The sequence below is a fragment of the Robertmurraya sp. FSL W8-0741 genome (genome assembly GCF_038004005.1).
GTDB classification, from domain to species: Bacteria; Bacillota; Bacilli; order Bacillales; family Cytobacillaceae; genus Robertmurraya; species Robertmurraya siralis.
Genome location: NZ_JBBOQG010000001.1, coordinates 3,982,258 through 3,999,291, shown reverse-complemented (window position 1 = coordinate 3,999,291; position 17,034 = coordinate 3,982,258). Strand labels below are relative to the sequence as shown.

The window sequence follows — 17,034 nt, the reverse complement described above, 5'->3', positions numbered from 1 at the left end:
ATGCATGGCAGGATATCTAAAAATGGCAAGACTTGATTATTATACGATGAAGTCTCAAGTCATTATCTATTTGACATTAGCAGCTATTGTCATGATATTTGGATTTATGGGTTCATCCTTTATGATTATGTGCATTACCGGTTCTTGGTTCACAGCTCTGCTATCGTCTAATATATTCGCTATACAGGAAAAGAATGGACTTCATCGTTTATATGGATCAGTGTCCATCAGTTTGAGCAATATTGTCATGGGGAGGTATATTTTTTATATTTTTAGTTTCGTCATATCTTTCATAACTATTTCGATTATATATGTCTTTATGATACTACTAGAAATCAAAGCTTTGGAATTGCTTGACATTCTATTGGGATTCAGCATGTCATTATTGGTCTATTCCCTTATTATAGGAATACAGGTTCCTATGTTTTTCAAAATGGGCTATACAAAAGCGAAAATATGGACAATGATTCCATTTGTAGGTATATTGGCTTTACTGATTATCCCATCTTTTACGTCCGTATTGTCGGGGGTTGTTGAAACTATACTGTCACATCAAGTTTTTCTTGTTATTGGTGGTTTTTTTATAAGTTGTGCAATCCTGTTTTTATCATATCGATTTTCCCTTTTCGCATATAGAAGACGAGAGTGAATGTTAATCGAAGTCACCTCTTCTTATATAGGCCATGTATATGATTCTGGCTCATTTATCAAAAAAACATGGTTTCTCACGCCTTTCAGCTATGCTGATGGCTCTGTCTAAGATGAAATGAAAGAGAAAGCGAGCCTTCTCCTATCATTTCATCAAATCAGAGTTAAAATGAGCTTGAAAATAGCAGAACATCTATATTTCTTAGGAGCTTGCAGACAAGAAACAATTAAAGTTGAGGTACTAAAGTATTCTTTTTACTGATCTTTCCAAACAATTGAGAATTTGAGTTATACTTTGATTCATCATATAAATGGAAGACGAATTCAGTACCCCGACAAATAAAGCAATTTAATGGAAGAAGGGATTCTTGTATATATAATTCAGTCTAGAACCGAGTCTGCTTAATAGCTCATTCGTAATAGTACCACACTTATTGGCAACCTCTTCGGAAGTTATCCGTTCTGATCCGTCTTTTCCAATAATGGTAACGATGTCATTGGTCTGGACATTGGCTAGATCGGTTACGTCGACAATGAGCTGATCCATACAGATTCTTCCGATAATAGGCGCCTTTTGACCGTGAATGAGAACATGTCCATGATTTAAGTTTCTCGGCAGTCCATCTGCATAACCAATCGTGACAACTGCTGTTATCATCATTTCTTTAGTTTCATATGTTCTGCCATAACTGACAAACTCGCCAGGTGGGACGTGCTTTACCATCGCAACTCTTGCTTTGATAGCTAAAACGGGCTTCAGCTCCACTTTGGAAACGACCTCATCGTTATTGCTTAAGATACCATAAAGCGCGATGCCGGCACGAACATAATCATACTGCAAATCGGGATAATTCAATAAACCATAGCTAGCCTGAATATGTCGTCTGCCGATACGCAGCTGTTGGGATTGCAGCCATTCAATCGTCTGATTATATTTAGCAATCTGTTCGTTAGTTGAGTTAATATCTTCCGGCTCTAAGCTATCGGATACAGATAAATGCGAGTAAATCCCTTTAATTTTTAAATGCTGACAGCGATAAATTCTTTTTAGTTCGGTAAGCTGTGAGGCATCAACACCCAGTCGATGCATGCCCGTGTCCAGTTTCACCTGAACATCTAGCCCGATTCCATATTTGTTTAATTCTCTAGCGTAAGAAAGTCCGATGATTGTTTGCGTTAATCGGTACCTTTTAAGAAAGCGGATATCCTGTGGATTGGTATAACCAAGAACGAGGATTTCCCCTTTGACTCTATTTTTTCTTAACTGAATACCTTCAGCCAAAGTAGCGACTGCAAATGAGTTAATTCCGTTCTTGTTTAATTCTTTTGCTACTTTAACTGCGCCATGACCATAGGCATTCGCTTTTACTACTGCCATCAATTTTGTATTTCCCGGCAGGAGCTTTCTCAAAATCTCTATATTTTCTCGCAATGCCTGTAAATCAATTTCAATCCAAGCCCTACCGGTTGGGGATGGAGTTTGTTTTCTCCACTTAATGCCCCAACTTAAAAAGGCAGCCATAACAAAAGAAAGCACACTAACCGTCAAATAATGCACGAAACTATTAACAATAAATAAGTGCTCCAATTTAAAAAGATCAGCAGTGAATCGTACGACGACAATCATCCAAGGATGAATAATATACATAATAGTTGCAATGTTCCGCAGGTTTTTACTGCTTTTTCCATTTAATTGAAGCAGAATGAGAAATAAATAGTACATGGTTGGAACTAACATGATATACATACTATCATGCCGTTGCAAGGAATGAGCATGAAGCCAAAGCCCTTCAACTACTAACAGGACAAAAGATACAATGAACAATAATAAATTATTTTTTAATGATGAAGATTTGCGCCCTTGATAGATCAGCATTCCCATTGTTAGAAAGATTGGTACCATAAATAAACCGTTTCTTGTATAATCTGTGATAGAAAAAATGCCATCGTAAAACGTGTCAATGAACGTGATTTGTGTTGCTATGCCGTAGTAGCTATCTCCAAATAATCCGAGCAAATAAAGAAAAATTGACAATAGAAAGGTTAATTGGAGCCCAAGCCTTCTCATACATAAACGAACGATCAATATTCCGAGGATCAAGCCTGGGAAATACCACAAATGATAGAAAGTGCCGTCAATGAAAAGATCTTTTATGAAGGTGATCCACCAATTCTCTCCTTTGTAATGCCCAGCATATAGATTAAGCGGTAAAAATAATATAATGGAGAAAGCATATAACAGGGCAATTTTTTTACAAAAGGCAAGAATATACGAGTTGTCTCCATTTTTAATATATTTATAGAGAAAATATCCGCTCACCATAAGGAAAAATGGAACGGCTGTTCTAGCGATGATTCGCGTTAAAATAAAATCAGCATTCTCCCCAAATGAAAGAAGGGGGGAGGTATGGTTTGCGATCACTAGGAAAGCAGCGATTAATCTGAATGGATCCAATGCACCTGTGTCATTTTTCAATCTCATTGCGGTGCACTCCAAGTTGTTAATATAAAGCCATCAACATTATTGCCAGAGAGTTGGTATAAGCTGCGTTCCGGTATCTCTATGGTTGTAAATGGTTCAATTGCCCTAATATAAGAAATATCAAATTGTGTTTCTCTTTCTGAAAATGTATAAGGCTGCCCGCTGAATGGATAATCATAAAGAAACTGAATATATTCTTCAAGGCAAAAATCATGTTGCTTGATAATTTTTGCGTGTGGATAGCCGACATAGCGAAAATGCCACGGTTCGTGAGATATTCCTGTTATTGCTTCTTTTCCTTGTCCATACCTTTCTATAAATCCGTAATCTGGAGCAAGTGTTCGAAATTGCGCAAAAACTCCAGTATAAGGGAAAGAAGGGCGTATAAAATCAATGACATCTTGATTTTCTCCTAAATCAATCGCAAGCCCTGTTTGGTGTTCACTGCAATTCGGATAAGCAACATATTGTTCAGTAAATGTCCTGCCATTTTGTCTGAGAGAATTGGAGAATAGTGCTTCCTGTTCTTCTTTGCTTCTGAATCCGCTGACGGAAACGATTTGTTTTCGACAGCCTACCTCATCGATTAATTGGTTGAGGGAGGCGGCGGCTCTTCTTTCAAGCAAAACCTCATCGTTCATTGCGAGACAAGGTGCGAGAGTGTTTGCGCTTTTTAGTCGTGAAGGTTTAATGGGGTGAGCGCGATTGACTAACACTAAATATCCGTTGAAGACATCAGCTTTATGCAATGTTAATGTTCTCATCGCTCTAACCCTAATTGGATCACTTTATCAATGATGGCTGAAAACGTTAATCCAATTCCTTTCATCATATTTGGATAGCGGCTATGGTCTGTGAAGCCAGGAAATGTATTGACCTCGTTAAAGACAATATCTTGATTTTTTGTAATAAACATATCTACCCGCGCTAATCCTCTACATCCAAGAGTGCGATAGATTTTTTTCGCTGTTCTTTTAACTTTTAATGCAGTATCAGCGTCAATGCGGGCGGGCATGTGAATACGGGAAGTTGCAAGCGAGTATTTTTCATTGAAATCAAAATAGCCTTTTTCTAATTCGATTTCATCGACTTCACCAATAAGCAGTTCATCATTTCCTAGGATCGCACACCCAACCTCAAACCCTTCAATCAATTCTTCAACAATAACACGTTCATCATGACAAAATGCGGCCGCGATCGCTTTAGGTAATTCTTTCTCTTCCTTCACAAGGGTGATCCCGATGGAGGAACCAGATTTTACTGGTTTAACAAAAAGTGGATAATGAAGCTTCTTAGTTGCTGTGGCGATCTGCTCTTTTATTTGCCTTTTTGTAAAAACGATGGAGGCTGGTGTGCGAATTCCTTCATGTTCCACTAATTTATGAGCGCTATCCTTGTCCATACATAATGCAGACGAGAAGGTATCACAACCAACGAACGGAATTCCAATTAATTCTAAATATCCTTGTAGTGTACCATCTTCGCCATTTTTACCATGCAGAACTGGAAAAACGATATCGATCGTTGTTTCTATCAATTGCCCTTGCTTATATTCGATTAATTTATTGTCATATCTGTTTGGTGAGAAGGAAACGGATATACAATTTTCTTTATCGCTCCACCATTTATCTTGCTGAATATTATCTAAGCTGCCGTTATATTTGTACCAAGCTCCAGCTTTCGTAATACCGATTAAAGTCAGTTCGTACTTATCAAGATCCATATGGGACAGGACCGAATAGGCAGATTGAAGGGATACTTCGTATTCATTTGAACAGCCGCCAAAAATAACTGCTACACTTATTTTTTCCATTGAATTCATTCCTCCTAAAAATAAAAACACTTTATGTTTCGCACATTTATCGTACTAAAACATAAAGTGTTATTTTTTCGTTTATTATCAAGGAATTAATACGTTTTTCTGAAAAAAATCTTACGAATTTCTTACGATTCGATAGGCAGTTTTACCATAAATTCGACTTTTTCATCTTCACTGTTGGCCAGGATAGTGCCTCCGTGTAATTCAACAATTTCTTTAGCGATTGCAAGACCAAGCCCCGCTCCCCCCGTTTTTGTGGCGCGGGAAGTATCGAGGCGATAAAATTGTTCGAAGATGCGAGCGAGCTTATCTTGAGGAATTGTTCGCCCATGATTGATAAAATGGAGCTGGACGAACTTCTCATCCTTCGTTGAGCGGATCAAGATCGTGCTATGCTCATAGCTGTAGTTAATCGCATTACGGATTAAATTATCGAAGACCCGCTCCATTTTGTCGATATCACATGCAATTTCAAGATTTGCCTCAATTTCTAATTGATAAGTTAAGTTCTTCTCAGCAAAAAGTGGATTAAATTCATACGTTATTTGTTCAAGCATTCTTGTTAAATTAACTTGACTCATTTCTGGGCTAAGCTCAGTTAAATTGAACCTTGTAATTTCAAAAAACTCATTAATTAAATCTTCCAGTCGCTCAGCTTTGTTTAAAGAAATGGCTAAATATTTTTCTCGAAGCTCTGGAGAGATTTGCTGCTCATCCCTCAGCAATGTGATATAGCCAATAACAGAGGTCAACGGAGTCTTTAGATCATGTGCTAAGTATACAAGTAAATCATTTTTGCGCTGTTCTGCTTCTTTCGCCAATCTGGCATTGCGAATAGACTCCTGTTTAATCGAATTCATTCGTTCTTCAACTTGTCTTAACTCAGCAGGAAGATAGATGTATTCATCATTATTAGAAACGAGCATATTGCTCGCGTTGACAACGGTATCGATATAGGCTAATGTCTTTCTCCAATAATAAAGGAAAATGAACAGAAAACCAATCACCCAAACGGTTAAGATGAATGCAATTCGGTTCTGATTAATAAGGTTAAGAATACGATATAAAAAGTCGTCTTGATACCAAGTAAAGAAGCTTAATACATAAGCTGATCCAATAAAGAGTGAGATCAATCCTACTGTAAAAACGGTAATCGCAATGAAAAAACGCAAAAACATTTTTCCTGTTAATCCTGTGCTTACCTCTTGATTATTCAATGGTATAGCCAACCCCCCAAACAGTTTTAATAAACTTCGGCTTTCTTGATGGTTCTTTCATTTTCTCTCTCAGCCGAGCGATATGGGCCATCACGGTATTATTATTATCAATGTATTTTTCACCCCAAACGGCTTCGAATAGTTCTTCAGAGGATACGACCTTCCCTCTGTTTGCACATAAATACCAAAGAATAGAGAATTCAAGAGGAGTCAATGACAGCGATTCTCCATAGAGGGTGCATTTATGAGTATCTTGATTGATAATTAATCCTGAGAAATCGAATTCATTTGTACTTTCACTAGGCTGGCTCGTTGCAGCGTTGCTCGGGTTATAGCGTGTGTAACGGCGCAGTTGTGCCTTTACTCTAGCAACCATTTCTAGCGGATTAAACGGTTTTGTAATATAATCATCAGCCCCAAGGGTAAGGCCGGTAATTTTATCAATATCTTCAATTTTTGCAGTTAACATGATTACTGGATAATGATAGGTTTCGCGGATTTTTTGGCAAAGTGAAAACCCATCTACTCCTGGCAGCATCACATCTAATATTGCAAGTTCTAATTCATTCTTTTCAATAAATTCTAAAGCAGACTTGCCCTCATAAAAAACTTGAACATCGTATCCTTCATTTGTTAAATAAAACTGAACTAAATCGGCAATCTCTTTTTCGTCATCTACTACTAAAATAGGGTTCATTTTGTCACCTCATATGATTACAACATACTACTTATTATGATTATAGATTAAATCATCTTTAGTTGAATGAGAAGAGCTCATCTTAAATAAGATTTTTGGCTCATTTTTTTCCTTGGATTCAGCATAGCTTCATTTCGTGAGAAACCTTGTATTCATACGAAATGAAGCAGAATCGCTTGATTGAACAAATGTTAAGATGGGGGATGGTCAAAGTTGAATTCCTTTGAATATAGTTTAAGAGTTGGCAAGGAATAAAAAAATCTTGACAGGGGGGAGAAATAAGTGCTACGGTATAAAACGTAATAATTACGATTTACATAAATGTTGAGAAAGGGGAAAAAAATGAAAAAACTACTTTTTAGCTTATTTGCCTTGTTGCTATTTAGCTTCCTTCTTACCGCTTGTCAAGGGACAGAAACGGAAAAAGTGGAGAAAGAATCGGAGGACCATGTTGAGGAGGAACATGATCATGATGAACATTCGAATGATCATGATGCTCCAGAGGGGATAAAAATTGAAGGTGTTGCGGATCACTATCATACTGGCGATAAGATTGAATTAACGGCCGTTTTAGATGAAGAATCTGATTCTGATCATTGGCATTGGTATAGTAGAGAAAGTGCTGATGCTCAATGGGAAGCTGTTTCAGGACAGGAAACAGAAACATTTACAGGTGAAGCAACGATAGATGGATTAGAAATAAAAGTTGTTTTATTCGACGACGATCACAAGCCTATTGTTCAATCTGCACCTATTAAAATCGTTATTGATGATCACCATGGACATGATGAAGAAAGTAAAAAAATATATCAAGGCTATTTTGAAGACAGTCAAGTAAAAGATCGTGAATTGTCTGATTGGGAGGGTGATTGGCAGTCCGTTTACCCATATCTATTATCAGGGGATTTAGATGAAGTATTTGAACATAAAGCAGAACATGGTGATATGACAGCAGAAGAATATAAGGAATATTATACAGTTGGATATGAAACAGATGTTGATCGGATCACAATTGAGGATAATATGGTAACCTTTTTCCAAAATAATCAGGAATATTCAGGAGAGTACGCAGAAGACGGCTATGAAATTCTTACGTATGAAAAAGGAAACAGAGGAGTACGCTTTATTTTTAAATTAGTAGATGGATCTGAGAAAATGCCACAATATATTCAGTTTAGTGATCACAATATTTTCCCAGTTAAATCGCATCATTTCCACTTATATTGGGGCGATGACCGTGAAAGATTGCTAGAGGAAGTAACCAATTGGCCAACCTATTACCCTTCCAATTTAGATGCAGAAGGTCTTGTGCGCGATATGTTAGCCCATTAATATCTGATATTTTGATAAGTGCATTATGTAAGTTAAATCGTAAACATTACGCTTTAAGTGGTGTTGATAAAGAGGGGACTAGAAATGAAAAAAAATAGGTTACTAGCCATTTCCTTAATTTTAATAGTGAGTACTTTTCTTTTTGGTTGCCAAAAGGAAGAGAACTCCTCAGATAAAAAGATTTCCGTGGTAACATCGTTTTACCCAATGTATGAATTTGCACAGCAAGTAGGAGGAGAGCGGGCGGACGTAACTTTAATGGTCTCTGCTGGAGAAGATGCCCATCATTATGAACCAAGTGCTAAAGATGTGGCGCGTGTTAATGAAGCAGATGTATTTGTTTATAGCAGTGAAGAAATGGAGCATTGGGTAGACAGTTTATTAAAAACGACTGAGAATGATAAACTTGTAGTTGCTCGTACAGCAGACGGAGTAGATTCCGGTCATAATCATGGAGAGCATGAACACGATCATGGCGATCATGAACATGATGCCCAATTAGAAGGCGGAGAAAATGTGGAGATTCATGGTGTAGCTGACCATTATCATACTGGTGATATCGTTAAATTAACAGCGGAATTAGAGGGAAATGTTGATTACGAGCATTGGCATTGGTATACACGCGCTAACGCTGATGAGGAATGGGTAACGGTACCGAATCAGGGAGGACCTCAGTTTGAATATGAAGCAACAGGTGAAAGTTTCGAGGTTCAAGCGGTTTTATTTGATGATGCCCACAATGAATATGCAAAGTCAGCGCCAGTAGAAATTGTCATCAATGATCATGGTCATGATCATGACGATAAGGCTGATCACGAACATGGTAATGAAGCCGAACACGACGAAAGTCATGATCACGAACATGGCGAAGAAGATGGCCATGATCATGGTCACGGTGCTGAAGATGAGCATCATGAGCATGGAAACGATGCTGCAGCTGGCACGATCGAAATTGTAGGCCGCGCTGATCACTATCATACAGGAGATGTTGTTACACTTGTTGCTGAGCTTAAGGAAGAAGTAGACTATGAACATTGGCATTGGTATACACGTACAAGCGAAAATGAAGAATGGGAAGTAGTGTCTGGCCAGGAAAGCGATCATTTTGAATATAAAACGACTGGCGAGAGCTTCGAAATAATGGCAGTTCTTTATGATGATGATCATCATACATTTGCAGAATCCGAACCGATTGCAATTGTCATTGATGACCATGAAAATCACGATCCACATATTTGGTTGGACCCAGTATTGGCACAAGAGCAAGTTAAAGTGATTCGTGATGCTTTCATTGAAGCTGATCCTGACGGAAAAGAAGTTTATGAAAAAAATGCAGAAGCATTTATTAATGAACTGCAAGCATTGCATGAAGAATATGAGGCTGCACTTAAAGATGCTAAAGAGCGTGTCTTTGTCGTGCAACACCAAGCATTTGGTTACCTTGCTAAACGATATGATTTAGAGCAGATTGCTGTTGGCGGCTTATCTACAGAAGTGGAACCAAGTCCATCCAGAATTGCAGAAATTGGAGAGCTGGTAAAAGAATATGGTGTACCAGTCATCTATTATCAACAAGGAGCCAATTCAGCAATTGCGGAAACTGTCGCGAACGAAACAGGTACAAAAACAGCTATTCTCTATGATTTAGAGGTGCTGTCGAAAGAGTTGCAAGAAAAAGACTTAGGCTACGTGGAAGCAATGCGTGAAAATCTGAAGTCTTTACAGTTAAGTGTTCAATAATTAGGGGTCGCTTTGAAAGAATAAAATAAGCAATATTTCCTTAATGAGTAAGTAAGGATTGATTAATAATAGAAGAAAGGTCGCATAATGGTGCATTATATCGAAGTAGAGAAACTTGCCTTTCATTATCAAGATGAGCCAGTATTAGAGAATATTTCGTTTGAGGTTGACCCGGAGGATTTTGTCATGCTGACAGGAGAAAACGGTGCAGCAAAAACAACTCTGTTAAGAAACATTTTGGGTCTACTGAAACCATCGAGAGGAAGCGTCAGGCTCTCACCGGTGAATCGCTCTGGTGAGAAACTGGTGGTTGGCTATGTTTCACAGCAAATTGCTTCCTTTAATACCGGTTTCCCAAGCACTGTTCTGGAACTGGTGCAATCTGGTCGTTATCAAAGAGGCAAATGGTTTAAAAGATTGGATAAAGATGATAAAGAGCATGTACGTCGTTCGCTAGAATCAGTGGGGATGTGGGAGATGCGTAATAGAAAGATCGGAGAGCTGTCAGGTGGGCAAAAGCAACGCATTGCGATTGCCCGCGTATTTGCAGCAGATCCTGATTTATTTATTCTCGATGAACCTACAACAGGCATGGATGTGCAAGCCCGAGAGGAATTTTATAATTTATTAAGGCACAATTGTATGGAGCATGGTAAGGGAATCTTGATGGTTACACATGATCATGAAGAAATACGCCATTACGCTAGTAAACATATTGAGCTGGTACGGAAGGAGGACTCCCCTTGGAGATGTTTTTCTATGGATTCATGCAAAGAGCTTTCCAAGCCTCATTCCTGATTTCTTTAATAGCACCAATACTGGGCCTGTTTCTGATTTTACGCAGGCAATCTTTAATGGCCGATACATTATCCCATATTTCCTTAGCGGGTGTAGCACTGGGTTTGCTCATTGGTGTTAATCCGACATGGACCAATCTTTTAGTGGTAATCGTGATTGCAACATTGCTTGAATATTTACGGCAAATATATCGCACGTATTCAGAGATTTCAATTGCAATTTTAATGTCTGCTGGAATGGCATTAGCACTTGTATTGATGGGTATAAATGACGGTGGAGTGACATTGAGTATGACGCAGTTTTTATTCGGGTCCATTGTCACCATTAATGAACAACAGATTTGGTTATTGTTGGTATTAACTGCTATTGTTGGCTTACTATATTTGATTTTTCGAAAACCGATGTATGTTCTTACATTTGATGAAGAGACAGCTTTTACGGTAGGTTTACCAATTAAAACGATGTCGATTTTATTTAATGTCTTAACAGGAGTAACAATTGCGGTAATCATGCCAATAGTTGGCGCTTTGCTTGTATCAGCGATTATTATTTTGCCTGCTGCTATCTCGCTGCGATTAAGCAAAAGCTTCAATGGAGTTATTTTGATTGGTATTGTGATTGCACTAGTTGGGATGTTGAGTGGTTTAGCCGTTTCTTATGAAATAGGAACTCCTCCAGGAGCGACAATCACATTAATTTTAATGATCATTTTTGCTGTCATCACCCTTTTAAAATACAGCTTGCGTCATATTCAATTAGAGCGGCTATATAAGAAAACTGATATGTCATGATAGCAGAGATGCATCCTCAATTCATTTTGTAGATAAAACATAGATTTGGTTGCATAATTAACATCAATCGATATTAACAGCTTAATTTATTTATATAACAGTCCCTTTCATTCAGTCGTCCAACTGTAAATGGAGGGGATTTGTTGTGTTTTTAGGAAGAAGTCTGCATTAACTATGTGCTTCACAATTATAAGAGATAGGTGTTTTTTTTATGAAAGAAGGAAACTGTCAGTGGAAAAGGACTTTCTACTGAATAAGTCTTTAGAGAAATATCTTTTGCTTGAGATATTGCAGATTGCTTGAATGGAACTGTTCTTCTTTGACACAATATCACTAAGATGATAGGAAGGAGTGAAGGTACATGAACGTATTTTTAATTGGAGCAAATGGTCAAGTTGGTAAGCATATTGTCCAATTGTTATCAGATAGCAGCGATCATACGGTCAGAGCTATGGTTCGAAATGAGGAACAGGCGATTCAACTTAAGCAATCAGGTGTTGACACAGTTGTGGCAAGTTTGGAAGGCAGTGTTGATGAGCTTGCAGCGGCGATGAGTGGCTCAGATGCTGTCATCTTCACAGCAGGATCTGGAAGCAAGACAGGGTTTGACAAAACACTGCTTGTTGATTTGGACGGTGCAGTCAAATCAATGGAAGCTGCGGAGAAAGTAGGAGCAAAACGTTACATTATGGTCAGCGCCCTCCAAGCGCAGAACAGAGAAAGCTGGAAGAATAGTCCGATTAAGCCTTATATGGTGGCGAAGCATTATGCTGATCGCATGTTAATAGCCAGCGGTCTGAATTACACGATTGTAAAACCTGGCCTCCTAACGAACGATCCTGGTAATGGGAGGGTGCAGGCGAGTGCGACTTTATCTGGTGGCGCTATTCCACGAGAGGATGTGGCAAAGACAGTTGTGGCTACTTTAATTGAGAAAAATACATATCGCCGCTCATTTGATCTATTGTCTGGAGATATGGATGTCCATGAGGCTTTAAAGCTCCTTTAATGAATGATTTTTTTAATGGGTGTATATGTTTTATTTTTAATGGATGAGGCAGAAATTTTATTTGTTTCAAAAAGTGTGCAAGGTGAATTTGAGTATCTTTAAAATTTACCTTGCTTTATTGTTTTAGACTGTAGGCAAACTCTCGATGAAATCAAAGTTTGCCTACAGTTATTTTGATCTCTGGTATTTATTAAGTGTTACGTAGAGGTTATAGAACCATAATGCAAGAGTCACAGTAAGAACCAGTCCTTCAATCTTTACAATCTATGATGAGTAAAGTTCGGGGGGTAGTGCCTATAATTTTCCTAAATTGAAAGAAGAAGACTTTCTATTTGCTCTTCTAAAAGGATAGGAATTTAAAAAGTCTGTAAGAAAATTTAACAAAAATATTTACAATTTAAAAAATATTGATTATTCTATAAAAAGAATAATTTAATTCTCTTTTTTAAATAAAAGAATGATTACATCCTACTTATAAAGGGGGAATATAAATGCGGATAGAGGATTTACTTAGAGAAAATTATCAAAATCTATCAAAGGGACAAAAAAAAGTCGCTGACTTATTATTAAGAGATATAGTCGGGTTCAGTATGTCAACAGCTTCACAAATCGCAAAGCAGGCTGAAGTCAGTGAAACAACTGTCATTCGATTATCTTATGCCCTGGATTTTGAGAGTTTTTCTCAAATGCAAAAACAAATTCAAAAGGAGTATTTGCTGCGAATCGAACAGCACGGGAATTCCGTTGGAGAAGAACCGAAAGATCATCTGGATTTTATCGATACTTTGATAGAGCAAGAAATTGAAATTCTTACAACATTAAGGAGTAAATTGGATATAAGTCAATATTGGCAAGCAATTGATGAAATAATGACAGCGGATGAAGTTCATCTCGTTGGATATAGAGCATCATATCCTGCTGCTTATTGGTTGTACTTAAAATTGAATATGTTAAGAAAAAATGTATATATGATTTCTTCGAAAAATTGTTACCCCGAAGATTTATTAATTGAATCAAATAAAAAAATTGTCTTTATTTTTATCTCGTTTCCAAGATATGTGGCACAAAGTTTAGAAATTGCGGAGACAGTGAAGGAACAAGGGGCAAAACTCATCACGATTACGGATCATCCACTTTCTCCTATTTCCCGCATCTCAAATATTAGCTTCACAACTCAAATACATGCCAACTCAGAGAATTTTATCCCGATCAGCTCAGTTTTGAGTTTGTTGAATATCATTACAACTGGAATTGAAAAAAAGTATGAAAGGGAAGTGATGCAAAGAGTTGAGAATATACAAAACATCTACAAAGAAAAGGACTATTTTCTTGAGTAGTTCTAGAGGTAACTAAAAAGGCTCCACGGTTAGTACAATTACAGCAATTTATAGCTATTCCAGAAACTATAATAATAAAAAATGAAAGAGGGCAAAGAAAATCAAATGGAAGCGATTACAACAAAAAATGCACCACAAGCATTGGGACCTTATTCCCAAGCGATAAAAGTTGGGGAATATTTATTTCTATCTGGGCAAATACCAATTAATCCCGCGAGTAATAAAGTGGAAGCAGTTGGTATAAAAGAACAAACGAGACAAGTAATGGACAATATTCGCTCAATTCTAGAGAGTGACGAATTAGGATTGGAGAATATTGTGAAAACCACGATTTTTATAACCGACATGGAACAATTTTCAATTGTTAATGAGGAGTACGGCGCAATTCTTGGGTCACACCGCCCGGCAAGATCTACTATTGAGGTAAGTCGACTGCCAAAGGATGTATTAATTGAAATTGAAGCAATCGCAACTTATGCTGTTCGCTAGTTTGCTAACTTGATATTTAAAGAACATTTATTAATAGGGGGCGTAAAAATGAAGAAAAAATGGTCTTTTAAGTTAGGATTCATCCTGTTTATTTCCATAATTTTATTAATTGGTTGCAGCTCGGGTAAAGAAACACAATCTGGAGAAAACGATAGTGACAAGACCGCACATGGTGGAACGCTAAAGTTAGCTTGGAATTCTCAGCCGCCGACCCTTGATACACATACAACAAACACAAATGTAGTGCGTGACATTGCCAGACAAATATATGAAAACTTACTGACATTTGATGAAAACTATGAAATCATCCCGATGCTGGCTGAATCATTTGAAGAAAGTGAAGATAGAAAGACAATTACTTTTAAGTTAAGACAAGGCGTTTTATTTCATAATGGGAAAGAAATGAAGGCAGAGGATGTTGTTGCATCGATGACAAAATGGCAGCAAAACGGTACTGCGAAAGCGGAATTGGGGAATTCAAAATGGGAAGCTGTAGACGAATATACAGTTGTGCTACATGTAGAAAACCCTTCTTTATCCGTGCTGTACAGACTTGCTGATGTCACGCAAACTGCTTCTATTATGCCCAAAGAGGTCATAGATGCAGCGGATGCAACCGGTGTCAAAGAATTTATCGGTACTGGTCCTTTTAAATTGGAAGAATGGAAGCATGATTCATATATTAGATTGACTAAATTTGATGATTATAAATCAGTAGATACTCCAACAAGTGGTCTTGGAGGAAAGAAAGAAGCGTTAGTAGATGAAATTGTGATTAATTTTGTTCCAGATATTTCCACTCGAGTAAACGGAGTGATAAGTGGTGAGTATGACTACGCCTTTGAATTGCCTTTTGATAGCTATGAACAACTGAAAAATTCTCCAAATGTAGTGATAGATGTTTGGCCATATGGTTTTGAAACATTAGTGTTTAACAAAAAGGGAATTTTTCAAGATCTTAAACTGAGACAAGCGGTTAATCACGCGATAAATAATGAAGAATTATTATCATTGGCATTTACTGATAAGGAATTTTATGGGCTTGAACCAGCTTATATGCGTCCCGAACAAAAGAATTGGTACACAAAGGCCGGGGAAGAAAATTACAATGTACACGATATTGATAAGGCAAAAATATTATTAGAAGAGGCAGATTATAAAGGTGAAGAAGTGACTATCTTAACAAGCAGTGATTACAAGTATCATTATGATGCTGCTGTTATTGCACAACAATCGCTCGAAGAAATTGGAATGAAGGTAAAACTTGATGTAACGGATTGGGCAACATTACTAGAGCGCAGACAGGAGCCAGAAAGCTGGGACATCTTCTTTACTCAGTTTACGACAGTTGCGACGCCGCTTGCATATCCATTTTTAGAATCTAAAGTTGAATATCCAGGTTGGACGAACAGTCCAGAAATTGATCGATTAATCGGTGAGATTAGAAATGCTCCATCCCAAGAGGAAGCTACTGCAAAATTTGAACAATTGCAAGAGACTATTTGGACTGAATTACCGGTTATTAATATTGGTATGACGAACTTTATTTCAAGCTTTTCGAATAAAGTGAAGGGATACTCTGAATTTATGGGTCCGATTTTTTGGAATACAAGTATAGAATGATAAAAACATAGAATTTTTTGTAAAATTAGTACTCCTCTTATGTAGATGAAGAGGGGTACTAAATTTAGATTTTGAAGGAGGAGTTCCTTTGAAGGCGTATATCATCCAAAGGCTTTTATCTCTGATTCCGGTTATGTTAGTAGTAGCAGTTGTTGTTTTTTTTATCATTCATTTGACTCCTGGAGATCCCGCTGCCGTTATACTTGGGCCGGATGCATCTATCGAAGAAGTCAATCATTTAAGAGAAGAAATGGGCTTGAATTTACCCATTTATGAGCAATTTTTGATTTGGATTACAAAAGTGGTTCAAGGTGATTTAGGTTGGTCCATTTATATGGATAAGCCGGTATTACAAGCGTTTTTGGAAAATTTAGCTCCTACTCTCTCATTAGCCCTTATGGCGCAAATTATTGCTATTTTAATATCCATTCCGGCAGGCATCATCGCTGCGACTAAGAGAGGAACGTTTACGGATCAGACTTTTATGATTATTTCACTGTTAGGAATTTCCGTTCCAAACTTTCTCTTGGCACTTTTGCTAGTGTTGGTATTTGCTATAAACTTTGCTTTGCTTCCCGTAGCAGGATTTCAGCCGTTAAGCAGCGGAATTTTACCGCATATACAATATTTAATTTTGCCCGCATTTGCGCTTGGAGCGATTCAAGCTGCATTAATAGCTAGAGTCACACGCTCTTCTATGCTGGATGTCTTAAATGCTAATTACATTAAAACAGCTCGTTCAAAAGGAGTTAAAAAGAATGTCGTTATTTTTAAACACGCTCTAAAAAATGCTTTCATCCCTATTCTCACCGTAATAGGTCAAACCTTTGGCCAATTGATTGCAGGTGCTGTTGTGATTGAGACCGTGTTCAACATTCCGGGGATCGGCCAGTTAATTATAAATGCCATTATGAGGAGAGACTTTGAAGTAATTCAGGGAACCATCCTGCTTATCGCATTTTCCTACGTAATAATAAACTTAATTGTCGATTTATTGTATGGATTTTTTGATCCACGAGTTCGACTAAGTGCAAAGAATTGATTTCAAGGGG

15 protein-coding genes are annotated in these 17,034 nt (G+C 37.6%); 10 read left to right on the top strand and 5 right to left on the bottom strand.

Features of this window, described 5'->3' with window-relative positions; translation table 11 throughout:
• Nucleotides 1-4: 4 nt before the first annotated feature.
• Nucleotides 5-649: an ABC-2 transporter permease gene (locus NST02_RS19485; protein WP_137744129.1), complete on the top strand. Its 645-nt coding sequence runs from the start codon at nt 5-7 to the stop codon at nt 647-649.
• A 348-nt stretch (nt 650-997) separates the two neighbouring features.
• Here the strand turns inward: NST02_RS19485 and vanT are convergent, their stop codons facing one another.
• The 5 genes from vanT to vanR all read right to left on the bottom strand — a co-directional run bounded on the left by vanT (nt 998) and on the right by vanR (nt 6,863).
• Complete coding sequence (gene vanT, locus NST02_RS19480; RefSeq protein WP_340949610.1) at nt 998-3,130, bottom strand: serine racemase VanT catalytic subunit; 2,133 nt, start codon at nt 3,128-3,130, stop codon at nt 998-1,000.
• Nucleotides 3,127-3,894 (bottom strand): D-alanyl-D-alanine carboxypeptidase family protein, encoded by a 768-nt coding sequence (locus tag NST02_RS19475; RefSeq protein ID WP_137744131.1) that lies wholly within the window; start codon nt 3,892-3,894, stop codon nt 3,127-3,129. The genes vanT and NST02_RS19475 overlap by 4 nt, the downstream gene beginning before the upstream one ends.
• Nucleotides 3,891-4,943, bottom strand: coding sequence for a D-alanine--D-serine ligase VanG (vanG, locus tag NST02_RS19470; RefSeq protein ID WP_095309313.1), 1,053 nt, complete (start codon nt 4,941-4,943; stop codon nt 3,891-3,893). The genes NST02_RS19475 and vanG overlap by 4 nt, the downstream gene beginning before the upstream one ends.
• 131 nt (nt 4,944-5,074) lie before the next feature.
• The gene (gene vanS / locus NST02_RS19465) at nt 5,075-6,166 is read right to left on the bottom strand and encodes a vancomycin resistance histidine kinase VanS (RefSeq protein ID WP_408014803.1); all 1,092 of its coding nucleotides are present in this window, start codon (nt 6,164-6,166) and stop codon (nt 5,075-5,077) included.
• Nucleotides 6,159-6,863 (bottom strand): VanR-ABDEGLN family response regulator transcription factor, encoded by a 705-nt coding sequence (gene vanR / locus NST02_RS19460; RefSeq protein ID WP_137744132.1) that lies wholly within the window; start codon nt 6,861-6,863, stop codon nt 6,159-6,161. The genes vanS and vanR overlap by 8 nt, the downstream gene beginning before the upstream one ends.
• Before the next feature lie 342 nt (nt 6,864-7,205).
• On the opposite strand from vanR, the gene NST02_RS19455 reads away from it, so the two are divergent.
• The 9 genes from NST02_RS19455 (at nt 7,206) to NST02_RS19415 (ending at nt 17,024) form a co-directional block, all read left to right on the top strand.
• A complete protein-coding gene (locus NST02_RS19455; RefSeq protein ID WP_137744133.1) occupies nt 7,206-8,195 on the top strand; it encodes a metal-binding protein ZinT in 990 nt (329 codons plus the stop codon).
• Nucleotides 8,196-8,279: 84 nt separating this feature from the next.
• Complete coding sequence (locus NST02_RS19450; RefSeq protein WP_340949609.1) at nt 8,280-9,935, top strand: metal ABC transporter solute-binding protein, Zn/Mn family; 1,656 nt, start codon at nt 8,280-8,282, stop codon at nt 9,933-9,935.
• Nucleotides 9,936-10,022: 87 nt separating this feature from the next.
• On the top strand, nt 10,023-10,733 hold the full coding sequence (locus NST02_RS19445) for a metal ABC transporter ATP-binding protein (RefSeq protein WP_373315084.1): 711 nt from the start codon (nt 10,023-10,025) through the stop codon (nt 10,731-10,733).
• A complete protein-coding gene (locus NST02_RS19440; RefSeq protein ID WP_095309323.1) occupies nt 10,679-11,524 on the top strand; it encodes a metal ABC transporter permease in 846 nt (281 codons plus the stop codon). The genes NST02_RS19445 and NST02_RS19440 overlap by 55 nt, the downstream gene beginning before the upstream one ends.
• Nucleotides 11,525-11,885: 361 nt before the next feature.
• On the top strand, nt 11,886-12,533 hold the full coding sequence (locus NST02_RS19435; RefSeq protein WP_137744135.1) for an SDR family oxidoreductase: 648 nt from the start codon (nt 11,886-11,888) through the stop codon (nt 12,531-12,533).
• A gap of 491 nt (nt 12,534-13,024) precedes the next feature.
• Nucleotides 13,025-13,870 (top strand): MurR/RpiR family transcriptional regulator, encoded by an 846-nt coding sequence (locus NST02_RS19430; RefSeq protein WP_095309327.1) that lies wholly within the window; start codon nt 13,025-13,027, stop codon nt 13,868-13,870.
• A gap of 105 nt (nt 13,871-13,975) precedes the next feature.
• Nucleotides 13,976-14,359: a RidA family protein gene (locus NST02_RS19425; RefSeq protein WP_095309329.1), complete on the top strand. Its 384-nt coding sequence runs from the start codon at nt 13,976-13,978 to the stop codon at nt 14,357-14,359.
• Between the two features lie 48 nt (nt 14,360-14,407).
• On the top strand, nt 14,408-15,982 hold the full coding sequence (locus tag NST02_RS19420) for an ABC transporter substrate-binding protein (protein ID WP_095309331.1): 1,575 nt from the start codon (nt 14,408-14,410) through the stop codon (nt 15,980-15,982).
• An 88-nt stretch (nt 15,983-16,070) separates the two neighbouring features.
• A complete protein-coding gene (locus NST02_RS19415; protein ID WP_095309333.1) occupies nt 16,071-17,024 on the top strand; it encodes an ABC transporter permease in 954 nt (317 codons plus the stop codon).
• Nucleotides 17,025-17,034: the final 10 nt, after the last annotated feature.

Bases quoted from the DNA above. Each gene is read 5' to 3' on its own strand.
- NST02_RS19435 (WP_137744135.1), top strand. From the start codon at position 11,886: ATGAACGTATTTTTAATTGGAGCAAATGGTCAAGTTGGTAAGCATATT.
- NST02_RS19420 (WP_095309331.1), top strand. From the start codon at position 14,408: ATGAAGAAAAAATGGTCTTTTAAGTTAGGATTCATCCTGTTTATTTCC.
- NST02_RS19450 (WP_340949609.1), top strand. From the start codon at position 8,280: ATGAAAAAAAATAGGTTACTAGCCATTTCCTTAATTTTAATAGTGAGT.
- vanT (WP_340949610.1), bottom strand. From the start codon at position 3,130: ATGAGATTGAAAAATGACACAGGTGCATTGGATCCATTCAGATTAATC.
- NST02_RS19445 (WP_373315084.1), top strand. From the start codon at position 10,023: ATGGTGCATTATATCGAAGTAGAGAAACTTGCCTTTCATTATCAAGAT.
- NST02_RS19485 (WP_137744129.1), top strand. From the start codon at position 5: ATGGCAGGATATCTAAAAATGGCAAGACTTGATTATTATACGATGAAG.
- vanG (WP_095309313.1), bottom strand. From the start codon at position 4,943: ATGGAAAAAATAAGTGTAGCAGTTATTTTTGGCGGCTGTTCAAATGAA.
- NST02_RS19455 (WP_137744133.1), top strand. From the start codon at position 7,206: ATGAAAAAACTACTTTTTAGCTTATTTGCCTTGTTGCTATTTAGCTTC.
- vanR (WP_137744132.1), bottom strand. From the start codon at position 6,863: ATGAACCCTATTTTAGTAGTAGATGACGAAAAAGAGATTGCCGATTTA.
- NST02_RS19430 (WP_095309327.1), top strand. From the start codon at position 13,025: ATGCGGATAGAGGATTTACTTAGAGAAAATTATCAAAATCTATCAAAG.
- NST02_RS19425 (WP_095309329.1), top strand. From the start codon at position 13,976: ATGGAAGCGATTACAACAAAAAATGCACCACAAGCATTGGGACCTTAT.
- NST02_RS19475 (WP_137744131.1), bottom strand. From the start codon at position 3,894: ATGAGAACATTAACATTGCATAAAGCTGATGTCTTCAACGGATATTTA.